General features: G+C 62.5%; 11 protein-coding genes and 1 pseudogene. 4 read left to right on the top strand and 8 right to left on the bottom strand.

What is annotated here, in order from left to right; all coding sequences use genetic code 11:
- Window positions 1-11: 11 nt before the first annotated feature.
- The 5 genes from O3306_RS12970 to O3306_RS12950 form a co-directional block, all read right to left on the bottom strand.
- A complete protein-coding gene (locus tag O3306_RS12970) occupies window positions 12-1,886 on the bottom strand; it encodes an ABC transporter ATP-binding protein (protein WP_272007996.1) in 1,875 nt (624 codons plus the stop codon).
- A complete protein-coding gene (locus O3306_RS12965; RefSeq protein WP_272007994.1) occupies window positions 1,883-2,989 on the bottom strand; it encodes an ABC transporter permease in 1,107 nt (368 codons plus the stop codon). Before O3306_RS12965 ends, O3306_RS12970 begins: the two co-directional genes overlap by 4 nt.
- Window positions 2,990-3,100: 111 nt before the next feature.
- Entirely contained in the window at window positions 3,101-4,189 is a 1,089-nt protein-coding gene (locus O3306_RS12960) for a microcin C ABC transporter permease YejB (RefSeq protein ID WP_272007992.1), read from the bottom strand.
- 7 nt (window positions 4,190-4,196) lie between these two features.
- Window positions 4,197-6,176 (bottom strand): extracellular solute-binding protein, encoded by a 1,980-nt coding sequence (locus O3306_RS12955; protein WP_272007990.1) that lies wholly within the window; start codon window positions 6,174-6,176, stop codon window positions 4,197-4,199.
- 193 nt (window positions 6,177-6,369) lie between these two features.
- Complete coding sequence (locus O3306_RS12950) at window positions 6,370-6,888, bottom strand: c-type cytochrome (RefSeq protein ID WP_272007987.1); 519 nt, start codon at window positions 6,886-6,888, stop codon at window positions 6,370-6,372.
- A 132-nt stretch (window positions 6,889-7,020) separates the two neighbouring features.
- Between O3306_RS12950 and O3306_RS12945 the strand changes: the two genes are divergently transcribed.
- Window positions 7,021-7,854: a prephenate dehydratase gene (locus tag O3306_RS12945; protein WP_272007983.1), complete on the top strand. Its 834-nt coding sequence runs from the start codon at window positions 7,021-7,023 to the stop codon at window positions 7,852-7,854.
- A 40-nt stretch (window positions 7,855-7,894) separates the two neighbouring features.
- Here the strand turns inward: O3306_RS12945 and O3306_RS12940 are convergent, their stop codons facing one another.
- Window positions 7,895-8,104 carry a hypothetical protein gene (locus O3306_RS12940; protein ID WP_272007981.1) on the bottom strand — a complete coding sequence of 70 codons (210 nt, stop codon included), beginning with the start codon at window positions 8,102-8,104 and terminating at the stop codon, window positions 7,895-7,897.
- Window positions 8,105-8,156: 52 nt separating this feature from the next.
- Here O3306_RS12940 and O3306_RS12935 point away from each other — a divergent pair, with 52 nt between their 5' ends.
- Entirely contained in the window at window positions 8,157-8,435 is a 279-nt protein-coding gene (locus O3306_RS12935) for a hypothetical protein (RefSeq protein WP_272007978.1), read from the top strand.
- A 121-nt stretch (window positions 8,436-8,556) separates the two neighbouring features.
- Here the strand turns inward: O3306_RS12935 and O3306_RS12930 are convergent, their stop codons facing one another.
- Together O3306_RS12930 and nudC are read right to left on the bottom strand one after the other, a co-directional pair.
- Window positions 8,557-9,024, bottom strand: a complete 468-nt coding sequence (locus O3306_RS12930; RefSeq protein WP_272007976.1) for an SRPBCC family protein — start codon at window positions 9,022-9,024, stop codon at window positions 8,557-8,559.
- A 38-nt stretch (window positions 9,025-9,062) separates the two neighbouring features.
- Window positions 9,063-10,046 carry an NAD(+) diphosphatase gene (nudC, locus tag O3306_RS12925; protein WP_272007973.1) on the bottom strand — a complete coding sequence of 328 codons (984 nt, stop codon included), beginning with the start codon at window positions 10,044-10,046 and terminating at the stop codon, window positions 9,063-9,065.
- Between the two features lie 194 nt (window positions 10,047-10,240).
- Here nudC and O3306_RS12920 point away from each other — a divergent pair.
- Both O3306_RS12920 and O3306_RS12915 read left to right on the top strand, forming a co-directional pair.
- Window positions 10,241-11,011: pseudogene (locus O3306_RS12920) on the top strand (metallophosphoesterase); the annotation flags it as partial.
- 415 nt (window positions 11,012-11,426) lie between these two features.
- Window positions 11,427-12,140 (top strand): 5'-nucleotidase C-terminal domain-containing protein, encoded by a 714-nt coding sequence (locus tag O3306_RS12915; RefSeq protein ID WP_272007971.1) that lies wholly within the window; start codon window positions 11,427-11,429, stop codon window positions 12,138-12,140.
- The last annotated feature ends 121 nt before the right edge of the window (window positions 12,141-12,261 follow it).

The raw sequence follows: 12,261 nt of genomic DNA, 5'->3' as shown, positions 1-12,261 counted from the left end.
TCTATGCAGCGTCACCCGCTGCGCCCAGCCTTCAGGTCCAGTGCCGCGCGCAGCAGGGTTTGTGCGTATTCGGTCTGAGGCGCGTCAAACAGCGCCTGCGCCTCGCCGGTCTCGATGATGTCACCGTTGCGCATCACCACGACACGATGGCTCATCGCGCGCACCACATTCAGATCGTGACTGATGAAGAGATAGGCCAGCCCATGCTTGACCTGTAACCGCCGCAAAAGCTCCACGATCTGCACCTGAACCGTCATGTCGAGCGCGCTGGTCGGCTCGTCCAGCACCAGCAGCTTGGGCCGCAGGATCATCGCGCGGGCGATGGCGATACGCTGGCGCTGACCGCCGGAAAACTCGTGCGGATAGCGATCCATCGCGCTGGCAGGCAGTTCGACCTCCTCCAGCACTTCGGCCACCAGATCCCGCACAGGCCGTCCGTCTGGGGCGCCATGCACGCCCAGCCCCTCGGCAATGATCTGCTCGCATGTCATCCGCGGGCTGAGGCTGCCGAACGGATCCTGAAACACGATCTGCATATCGGCGCGATGGCGGCGCAGCTCGCGGGTGGACCAGCCATGCACATCCTCACCCATGAAGGTGATCTTCCCCTCCGAAGCGATGAGCCGCATGATCGCCAGCGCCAGCGTCGTCTTGCCCGAGCCACTCTCGCCGACGATGCCCAGCGTCTCGCCTGCGCGCACCTCGATGCTGGCGTCGTTCACGGCCTTCACATGCCCCACGGTGCGTTTCAGGAAACCTGTGGTGATCGGGAACCAGACCCGCAGGTTTTCCGTTTTCGCCACCACCGGCGCGTCATCCGGTATCGGCGCCGGCACACCGACGGCACGCGCCCCCAGCAGTTTGCGGGTATATGCGTGCTGTGGGTTGTTGAATATCTCGGCCGTCGGGCCGGCCTCAACGATGCGGCCATCCTTCATCACGCAGACCTTGTCGGCGATGCGCTGAACCACGCCCAGGTCATGGGTGATGAACAACAGGCCCATGTTCTCGCGCGCCTTCAAGTCCGCCAGAAGCTCCAGTATCTGCGCCTGGATGGTCACGTCGAGCGCGGTCGTCGGTTCGTCCGCGATCAGGATATCGGGCTTGTTCGCAAGCGCCATGGCAATCATCACCCGCTGCCGCTGGCCACCTGACAGCTCGTGCGGATAGGCACTCAGCCGGGATTCCGGGTCGCGGATGCCGACCTTCTCCATCAGTTCGATGACCGTGCCACGCGCCGGGCTGCTCATGATCCAGCCGCGCGACGTGCCCCCCAACAGCACCCGCCCCAGCCACAGCAACAGCGTCAGACCGACCGCCCAGATCAAGGCCTTGCCGGTCCGTGGGCCCAGATCGGCCAGGTACGCACCCATGAAATCCAGGCTTGGCTCGTCCGGCGAGGTCACCACGAAAGACACGTAGGCCGCGACGGCAGCAAAGACCACGGCGCACCAGAGGAAGCACTTGACCGGGTTGAAATTCAGCCAGCTTTCCAGCAGCCGCTTGGCGCCGCTGCGCCCCTGCAGGTTCTGGTGCAGCTCCAGCGATTCCGACAGCTGCTTTTCGATCGTGTGCAGCGGGTTGAGCGACGTCATCGGCTCCTGAAAGATGAAACTGATGTCGTTGCCGCGCACCTTGCGCAGCATCTTGTCATCCGCACCGATCATCTGCTGGCCGTCATAGGTCACGCTGCCGGTCACTTCGGCCGATGATCCCAGCAACGACACGGTGCTCAGCGCGGTGATCGACTTGCCCGACCCGGACTCGCCCACCAGCGCCACGGTCTCGCCGCGGTCCACGGTGAACGAAACACCATGCACACACGGCACGACCTGCCCGTCCTGGCGGAAACTGATCCCCAGATCCCTGACTTCGAGCAGGCTCATTCAAACGTCTTTCTGGGGTCGAACGCGTCGCGCACACCCTCAAAGATGAAAACCAGCAACGACAGCATGATCGCAAAGGCAAAGAACGCGGTGAACGCCAGCCACGGCGCCTGCAGGTTTCGTTTTGCCTGCAGGGTCAATTCGCCCAATGACGGCGCAGAGGACGGCAGACCGAAGCCCAGAAAATCCAACTGTGCCAATAGCGAAATGGTGCCGGTGATCAGGAAGGGCAGCATGGTCAGCGTCGCCACCATCGCGTTGGGCAGCATGTGGCGGAACATGATCTTGAGGTTGCTCACGCCAAGCGCCTTGGCCGCGCGGACATATTCCAGGTTGCGCGCGCGAAGGAACTCGGCCCGCACCACACCCACCAGCGCCATCCAGCCGAAAAACACCGTGATCGCCACCAGCAGCCAGAAACTGCGCGGCAGCACCGCAAAGAGGATGATGATCACATAGAGCTGCGGCGTGGCGCTCCAGATCTCGATGATGCGCTGAAAGATGAGATCGGTCAGCCCACCGAAATAGCCCTGCACCGCCCCGGCGACGATCCCGATGATCGACGCCGTCGCGGTCACGATGAGCGTGAACAGAACCGACAGGCGGAAACCGTAAATCACCCGCGCCATCACATCGCGCTTGGTATCATCGGTGCCCAGCCAGTTCTGCGCATTAGGCGGCAGGGGCGCTGCGCCGGGCCGGTCAACGGCGGTGTTGAAGCTATAGGGAATGATCGGCCAGAGTGCCCAGCCCTTCTCGATCGCCTCTCCCTCGACGATACCGTCGGCGGCGTCCGCAATGACGGCCTCGGGATCGTCAAAACAGATATCCAACCCGCCCGACACGATCAGGCAGTTCACCTCCGGATCGCGGTAGACGGCCTCGGTCTCGAAATCGCCACCAAAGGCGGTTTCCGGATAGAAGCGGAAAATCGGCGCGTAATAATCGCCCCGATACTGGATCAGGATCGGTTTGTCATTGGCCACGAATTCAGCACAGGCGGTTATGCCGAATACGATAGTGAACAGGATCAGCGACCAGAACGCCCGCTTGTTGCGCCGGAAATTGCGCCAGCGACGCTGGTTGAGCGGAGACAGAGCCATCAGACACGCCCCCTTGCATCTTCTGGCCGGAAACATCCCGGTGTCCGGGGCAGCGCCCCGGGCCTTCTATCCGGGTTGGCCCGGGTCTTGTGATTATTCGCGCGCATCCCGTCAGCCCTCGCGCTTTTCAAAGTCGATCCGTGGATCGACCAACACATACATCAGGTCCGAGACGATGCCGACCAGCAGACCGATCAGGCCAAACAAAAACAGCGTCCCGAACATCACCGGGTAATCGCGCCCCACTGCGGCCTCGAAACCCAACCGCCCCAAACCATCGAGCGAGAAAATCGTCTCGATCAGGACCGAGCCGCCAAAGAACACGCCGATAAAGACCGCCGGAAACCCCGCGATCACGATCAGCATCGCGTTGCGAAAGACATGGCCGTAGAGCACGCGCTTTTCGCTCAGCCCCTTGGCGCGGGCGGTCATCACGTAGTGTTTCTTGACCTCGTCGAGAAAGCTGTTCTTGGTCAGCAAGGTCAGCGTCGCAAAGGCCGAAATGGTGCTCGCCATCACCGGCAGCGTGATGTGCCACAGGTAATCCGCCGCCTTGCCCAGCGCGCTCAACTGGTCGAAATTATCCGATGTAAGCCCGCGCAGCGGGAACCATTTCCAGTATGATCCGCCCGCGAACAGAACCAGCAGCATGATCGCAAAGAGAAACGCGGGGATCGCGTAGGCGATGATGATCGCGCCACTGGTCCAGGTGTCAAACGCGCTGCCGTCACGCACCGCCTTGGAGATGCCCAGCGGGATCGAGATGAGATAGGCGATCACCGTTGACCACAGCCCAAGGGTAATCGACACCGGCATCTTTTCCAGCACCAGGTCTGTCACCGCGATCTTGCGAAAATAGCTCTCTCCGAAATCGAACCGGGCATAATCCCACATCATGCCGGCGAACCGCTCCAACGGGGGCTTGTCCAGGCCGAACTGTTTTTCCAGTTCCTTGATCAACTCGGGCGGCAGGCCCCGCGCGCCGACATATTTCTCGTTGCCCTGGCTCAGCATCTGGCCGCCCGCATCCGCGCCGCCGCCCGAGAACCCCTCGAACACGTCACCCTCGCCCTGCATCTTGGCGATGATCTGTTCGACCGGGCCACCGGGCACGAACTGTACCAGCGCAAAGTTGATGATCATGATCCCCACAAGCGTGGGAATGATCAGCAAGAGCCGCCGCAGGATATAGGCGCCCATTTCCGGACTACCTCAGCACGCCAGCCGCCTTGAGCGCGGCGGCCTTTTCCGCGTCATACCACCAGAAATCAAGCACGCCGAGTTGGTAAGGCGGCTGCTTTTCGGGATGGTCGTATACGTCCCAATAGGCGACCCAATGCTTGTCATTGTACCACACCGGCACCATCGCGAACTCGTAGCGCAGCGCCCGGTCAAGCGCGCGCAACGCCGCGTCCTCCTCGGCCTGGCTTTCCGTCGCCAGCGAGGCGTCGATGATCGCATCCACCAGCGGGCTGGCAATGCCTGCGGGGTTGAATACCGAATAGGCCGCCGCCTCGGACCCATACATCTGGCGCAGCCCGGTGCCCGCCCCTGTCAACGGGTAATAGGACGCGAACAGCATGTCATAGTCGCGCTCGCGCCGCCGCAGGGTAAATTGCGACACATCAATCGTCTCATACTGGGTCGTGATTCCCAGCTGACTGACGTTGCTCATGAAATTCTCGACAATTCCGCCCAGTGTCGCGGCACTCGGGGCTGGGATCGGGAAGTTCAGCGTCAACAGCTCGCCATCGGCATTGCGCCGCTTGCCATCGGCACCCACCAGCCAGCCGGCTTCGTCGAGCAGCTTGGACGCCTTGGCGCGGTTGCGCCGGTCGGACAGTTTCTTGCCGTTCGAACTGTGCGCGGTGACCGCCGGTTCGGTCAGCATCTCGCTCGGGACAAGATCGCCCAGCGACTTGAGCAGCTCCAGCTCCAGCCCTTCGGGCGGGCCCTTGGCCTCCAGTTCGGTGCCCTGCGCAAATGAATTGCGCTGCTTGAACAGGCTGTGCTGCAACGAGGCATTGGTCCACTCGAAGTTGAACGCAAGCGCGATGGCCTGACGCACCCGCTTGTCCTTCAGCTTCTCGCGCCCGAGGTTGAACACGAATCCCGACGCGCCGGGGGGCGAGCCGTCGGGCAGTTCCTCAAGCACGACATGTCCGTTCTGGACCGCCGGAAAATCATAGGCCGTCGCCCATTTTTTCGAGCTGGTTTCCGAGCGGAACAGGTATTCACCCGCCTTGAACGATTCGAACGTCGCAGCGTCATCGAGGAAATATTCGATGCGGATACGGTCAAAGTTGAACCGCCCCTTGTTGACCGGCAAATCCCAGCCCCAGTAATCGGGATTGCGGCGATAGACGATCTGGCGACCGACATCGTAGCTCTCCAGAACATAGGGCCCCGACCCGATGGCCGGATCGAGCCGCGATTCGTTCAGCATGGCGCCCGTGCGCTCGTACCACGCCTTGGAAAATACCGGGGTCGAGCCGACCTGATCGATCATCGAGCGCCGCGAGGGGTCTTCTGCAAAGGTGAATTTTACCCGGTGATCATCCAGTGCCTCGGCCGTCAGAACACGCTTCTTGACCGCTTCGGCATAAGACGGAATGCCTTGCTCCAGAAACAGGTTATGCGAGAACACCACGTCATGCGCGGTCACCGGCGTGCCATCTGAAAAGCGCGCTTCGGGGCGCAGGTGAAAGATCACCCAGGTCTTGCCCTCGTCATATTCCAGGCTCTCGGCCAGCAGCCCGTAGCTTTCGCCATAAGCGTCGGCGGGCACCCAGCTGGTGTTGCTCAGCGGATCCTCGGCCAGCAGCGACTCGTAGAGCAGCGACGTGCCCGAACCCGGTACGCCCTTCAGCGCATAGGGGTTGAGCGTGTCGAAGGTGCCGGACGCCGCCAGCGAGATTTCACCGCCCTTGGGCGCGTCGGGGTTCACATAGTTGAAATGCGGATAATCGGCAGGATAGCTGAGATCGCCGAAATAAGAATAGCCGTGGCTGCGGATGATCTTGTCTTCGGCCAGAGCCGCCTGTGCCATAAGTGCGGCGATACCCAGCCCCAGAAGCGCGGTCCAGACCAACCGCTTTCCCGCACGGTTTCTCGTGGCCGCGATGGCGCGGCTCTTTGCGGTGCGTGCCTGCTGGTGGTCTGCTTGGTGATCTGAGCGCCTGATCATCCCGTCCTCCATGTTGCTGCCCCATTCATCTGGGGTGCATATTGTCCGCTGCAAGCTAATGGAGGCTCGTGGCGATGTTCAAGCGCTGATCGGCAAGCGCGCGGCGAAACATGACGCGCCCTTGCAGCGCGCAGCAAAAAGCCGCCGGGCCTTCGCAGGTCTGGCGGCTTTTGATTTTTCAAACGAAGAGAAATCAGTCGTCGAGACTGTCGAGGAACGCAATCACGTTCGCACGGTCTTCGGCTTTGCCGAGGCCCGAAAAGCCCATCGTCGTGCCCGGCGCATAACCGCCCGGATTGGTCAGGAAGCCGTTCAGATGCTCGGGCGTCCAGACATCGGCGACCTTCTCCAGCGCGCCGGAATAAGTATAGCCCTCGGCACTGTCGACCGGGCGACCGACCACACCGTAGAGATACGGCCCGGTGGAATTCGCGCCTTTTTCCAGCTTGTGGCACGCCTTGCACTTGTTGAAGACGCGCTCGCCCTTGCCGATATCAGCCGAAGCCAACAACTCTTCGATGCTCGGGCCTTCCTCGGCCACGGCATTGTCGTCGCCGCTGCTGATCTCGATCACATAACCCTGCGCATGGGCATCACCATGCCCACCACCACCGTGGTAGATCGTTTCGGCGGCAAATTTGCCCAACAGGAACACCAAAAACGCCCCGCAAAAGCCGCCCAGCAGCTTGGTCAGTGTCATCGTATCGAACATAGGCCAATTTCCATTTGAGTTTTTTTAGGTCTCTTGGCCGCGTATCTATCCGCTTCCCCTAGGCGTGCGCAAGGTATAGTTTCCGCGACTAAATGCCCGAGGGGCAAGCATCGACGACAGGATAACGACATCATGACGAAGCGTATTGCCTTTCAGGGCGAGCCGGGGGCCTATTCGCATCAGGCTTGCGTGGATACTTACCCCGATCTCGATCCCTTGCCGTGCCGCACTTTTGAGGATGCGATGGAGGCGGTGCGCAGCGGGGACGCCGCGTTGGCGATGCTGCCGGTCGAAAATTCGACCTTTGGTCGGGTGGCGGATATTCACCACCTGATGCCGGCCAGCGGGCTGCATATCGTGAACGAGGCTTTCGTGCGGGTGCATATAAATCTGCTCGTGCTGCCCGGCACGAAGCTGGCGGATGTGAAACAGGCGATGAGCCACACCATGCTGCTGGGGCAGTGTCGCGCCTACCTGGAAGAGCACGGCATCCGCCGCGTGACCGGCGCGGACACCGCTGGATCGGCCCGACAGGTGGCACAGGATGGCGACCCCACCACTGCCGCACTGGCCAGTGAACTGGCGGGCGAGATCTATGGGCTGGATGTTCTGGCGCGCCATATCGAGGACGAAGGCAACAACACCACCCGTTTTCTGGTCATGTCGCCGGAGCCGGACATGTCACGGCGCGGCACCGACGGGATGCTCACCAGCTTTGTCTTTACCGTGCGCAACATTCCCGCCGCGCTCTACAAGGCGATGGGTGGTTTTGCCACCAACGGCGTGAACATGACCAAGCTTGAATCCTACATGGTCGGCGGCTCGTTCTCGGCCACCCAGTTCTATGCCGATATCGAAGGCCACCCTGATGATCCAAACGTCAAGCTGGCGCTTGATGAACTGCGCTACTTCACATCGCAGCTCGACATTCTGGGCGTCTACCCGCGCGATCCGGCCCGAGATTGACGCAGGCCATGATCTCGACAGGCTCTCTCCTGTCCGCTGATCATAAATCATCATAAATTTCAACATCTTGACTTGGATCAACCCGCCAGCGGGTCGATGCCGCGCAAGGCTGTTCACGCCTGTTGCGATCACGCGCCATCACGCCGCGATACTTCCCCGGTAACAGCTTCGCGCGTTCCGGAGAGCGGTTATTCACGACGCCGAGACCGCCTATTTCCCGGCGCGGAAAACACCCCAGATGGTTGGTCATGCAAGGCACACAACCTGCCTGCCAACACTATCTGACACCAAAGGAGCATATCATGCGAACTCTCACCATAATCGCCCTCATCGCCGCCACCGCTTCACCTGCCCTGGCCAGCATTCCGGCAACCGACGTCGCACAGCCCGCGCCCTACAGCGCCCTCGATACCGGCGATCGTCAGGAACGGGCCAAGATTTTTGACACCAGCGAGCTTTCCGGCAGCGAACGCAACGGTCTTACCCGGACCGGCGCCCTTGATCCCGGTGACCGCAAAGAGCGCGAGAAGATCTTTCAACTCAGCGAGTTGAGCGCGGCCGAGCGTCAGCCCGGCCTCTGATCCCGGCCCTTATCCCGGACACTGGCGCGGCATGACATCCCGTCCCCCATATGCCGCCCAGACGAAAGCCGCCCGGCCAAATTGACCGGGCGGCTTTTTTCGACCTAACGATGCCGGCGGATCAAGCCCGGCGGCTATACTTGTCTTCCAGATCGCGCGCATAGGAAGCCGCGCGCATCTCGTACCGCTTGAACATGCTCGACCGGGCCAGTTTCAGCGATTGCACCAGCAGCCGCGCCGACAGGTTCTGGGCTTTCAGTTCCATCTCGATGGACATCCGTGTGCGCCCGCGTGACAGCGCCACAAGGTCCAGCACCAGATCGCAATGAAGCGACGGCGATGTCGCGATAAAACACATCCCGCTGGGCGGGTCATATTCGGTCAGCTCCAGCCGCATTTCGCGCCGCTTGCCGCGCACCTCGAACGCGGTGTCCCACATCATTCCCACACCATTCTGTGGCTTGTCGTCGATCCGCTGTACCTCGGCGCCACGCCGCAGCGCCGACCGCTCCAGCGCCGCGAAATCCGAGACCTGATCGAATACGAACTCGATGGGGGCCTCGATGTCTTCTCTGGTGGAGAATTTCATTGCTCAGCCTCTTTCGTGCCTTTTGCGGCATTGTCGCCTCAATCCAGCGTATCCGCAAGCCAGTTACGCAGCAAGAATTGAGCAATCGCGCCCTTTCGCGCGGGTGCCAGACGCGGATGCTCTCCGGCGAAGGCCTGCGCGATCTCCTCTCGCGTGACCCATACCGCGTCTTCGATTTCGACCGGATCAATAGTGATCTCGTCACTCAGGGCGATCCCCTCGCAGCCCATCATCAGAGATGTCGGAAAGGCCCAGGGCTGGCTGGCCAGATAGCGAACCGCGCCGACACGTACCCCCGCTTCCTCGTATACTTCACGGCGCACCGCGGCTTCGATCGTTTCGCCCGGCTCGACAAACCCGGCCAGCAGCGAATACATCCCCTCCGGCCAGCCAGGCGAGCGGCCCATCAGCACCGAATTGCCACGAAGGATCAGCATGATCACAACCGGGTCCGTGCGCGGGAAATGCCCTGCCCCACAGGCGGGGCAGAAACGCTGCCACCCGGCCTGGCAGATTTCGCTGGCCGTGCCGCAACAGGCGCAGAACCCGTGGCTCGCATGCCAAGAATAAAGCGCCTTGGCGGTCGCTGACAGCTCTGCATCGCGCACGTCCAGATGCGTCATGATCCGCCGCAACTCTGCAAAGACCGCGTCTTGCGGCAAATCCGGGTGCTGCTGCTCCGAGGCATCGAGAAAGGTGTTCAGCGGCGCATCCTCTGCCCCCGCCGGGGTCCAGCCCGAAATGTCATGGGCAAAGATCAATGTACCAGTCTCGTCACGACCAAGCAGGATCGGATCCTTGGCGTGGATGTCATCGCCGCCCGAGATGACTGGATGATCCATTGGCAGCCGAACCAGCCTGTCCAGCGTGCCGGCGCGCACCAGCGGTTTGCCCCGCCACAGCAAGATGCTGCATGCCGCACCGTCCTGCCGGGCTCTGTCCCAAAGGTCTGCGCGCCCACGCAGCTCCGCCGCGCGATCCAGACCCGAACCGCCGAACGTCACCGTCTCTGCGTGCCGCATTCCTGCCCTCTCTCGATTTGTTGCTCAGGTGCCACGATCCAAGGGCAAGAGCAAGCTGCGGGTCAAGCAGCAGGTCGCAAAACTTGCGGCTCGGAAAAAAATCAACCTAGATTTGTGCTGAATGCAACCACTTAATCCTCAGGGCGTAGCCACTACCCGTCAGCTCGCATAATCAATTCCCCCCCCGCACGCCCATGACAACACATGACCCTTCACTGCAACCATCGCCGCACTTGCGGCCCAACGATCTGAGCGCCACGCTGCGCCTGCTGGCCACGACTGACCTGCACGCCAATCTGCTGCCCTATGATTACTATGCAGACAAGGGCGATCAGCCTTACGGGCTGGCGCGCACGGCAACCTTGATCCGTGCCGCACGGGCCGAAGCGGCAAATGTCATGCTCTTCGACAATGGCGACGCTTTGCAGGGCGCACCGCTGAGCGACATCACCGCGCAGGCTGACAGCGGCTGGTCGGGGGCGCACCCGATGATCACGGCGATGAACCATCTGGGCTATGATGCGGCGGGGTTGGGCAACCACGAGTTCAACTTCGGCCTCGACTGGTTGATGCGGTCCCTGGCGGCGGCACGGTTTCTGATCACCTGCGGCAATGTCCATTCCGGCCCGGACGTGCCGGGGCCGCCGCTGCTGTCCCCCTACCTGCTGCTGGCCCGGCAAATCACCGATCGCCAGGGGGGCTGCCACCCGCTGACCGTCGGCGTTCTGGGGCTGGTGCCGACCCAGATCACTGTCTGGGACACCCATCACCTGGCCGGGCAACTGACCGCGCATGACATGGTCCAGACCGCGCGCCGCCTCGTGCCGCAAATGCGCCGCGAGGCGGCCGACCTGGTGATTGTTCTGGCCCATACCGGTATCGACGCAGGCCCCCACCTGCCGGGGATGGAGAACGCGGCGCTGCCGCTGGCAGCGGTGCCGGGTGTCGATGCGATCATTGCCGGGCACAGCCATCAGGTCTTTCCCGAAGTTGGCAACTTGCGGCAGGCAGCGGTTGACCCCGAGGCCGGCACACCCAGCGGAATCCCCGCGGTGATGGCGGGCTTTCGCGGCTCGCATCTGGGCGTGCTGGATCTAGGCCTCGTGCGGCGCGGCGGCAAATGGCGTGTCCAAAGCCACCGGGCCGAGGCACGCCCCGTCGTCCCGGTGCGCAATCAGGCCCCTGTGCCCGCCGATCCTACGCTAGGCGCCGCGCTGAAGACGGCTCATGATGCAACGCTTGCGCTCATCGCGCGGCGCGTCGGCCACAGTGCTGCACCATTGCACACCTATCTGGCGATGGCCCCGTGCTCGACCGTCGTGCGCGTCGTCACCCGAACCCAGCGCGCCGCCCTGTCACGCGCAGTAGCCGGGACAGCGCATGAGGGCCTGCCGATCTTGTCGGCCTCCGCCCCCTTTCAAGACCGGCGGACGTGGCGGGCCGTTGCATTTCACCGACATTCCCGCAGGCCCGCTCAGCCTTCGCCATGCCGCCGATCTCTGCGGTTTTCCCAACACGCTCTGCGGGCTGCGCCTCAGCGGTGCCGAACTGCGCGACTGGCTGGAGCGGGCAGCGGTCTGCTTTCACCAGATCATTCCCGGCGGCACTGACCAGATGCTGTGCGACCTGGGAGTGCCCGGACATGTCTTTGATCTGATCGACGGCCTGAACTACCAGATCGACCTCAGCGTGCCGCCACGCCACTCGGGCGCAGGCGTGCTGGTGAATCCGGATGCCCACCGAATTCGCGATCTGCGCCATGATGGGCGCCCCATCGACGACGACGCGATGTTCCTGCTGGCCACCAACAGCTACCGCGCTTCCGGAGCGGGCTCGTACCGCGCCTGGCCCGACGCGGCGGTGGTGTACCAGGGGCAGACCACCATACGCGAGATTGTGGTGGGCCACCTGCGCAGCACCGGCCCCGTACCCGCCGTCACACCTATGTGGCGCTTTGCCCTGATGCCGGGCACGACGGTCGTGCTGGACACCGGGCCGGGGGTCCGAGATGTGCCCGGCGCGCTGATCCGGGCCGGCGCGATCGATCTGGGCCAGACAGACCGCGGCTTTGCTCGACTTCGCCTCGCACTCTGACCGCAATCGTCACCATTTCACATTGGAACAGCATCGGGCGCCACCGCCATCAGCGCCACCGCCACCGGCCAGCCTGATCCGACCTCAAGCCTTGCGAATCCCCCCGCACCGCCCTATATCG

This window comes from Roseovarius sp. ZX-A-9, assembly GCF_028369135.1.
GTDB lineage: Bacteria > Pseudomonadota > Alphaproteobacteria > Rhodobacterales > Rhodobacteraceae > Roseovarius.
This window is presented reverse-complemented; position numbering and strand designations above follow the sequence as displayed.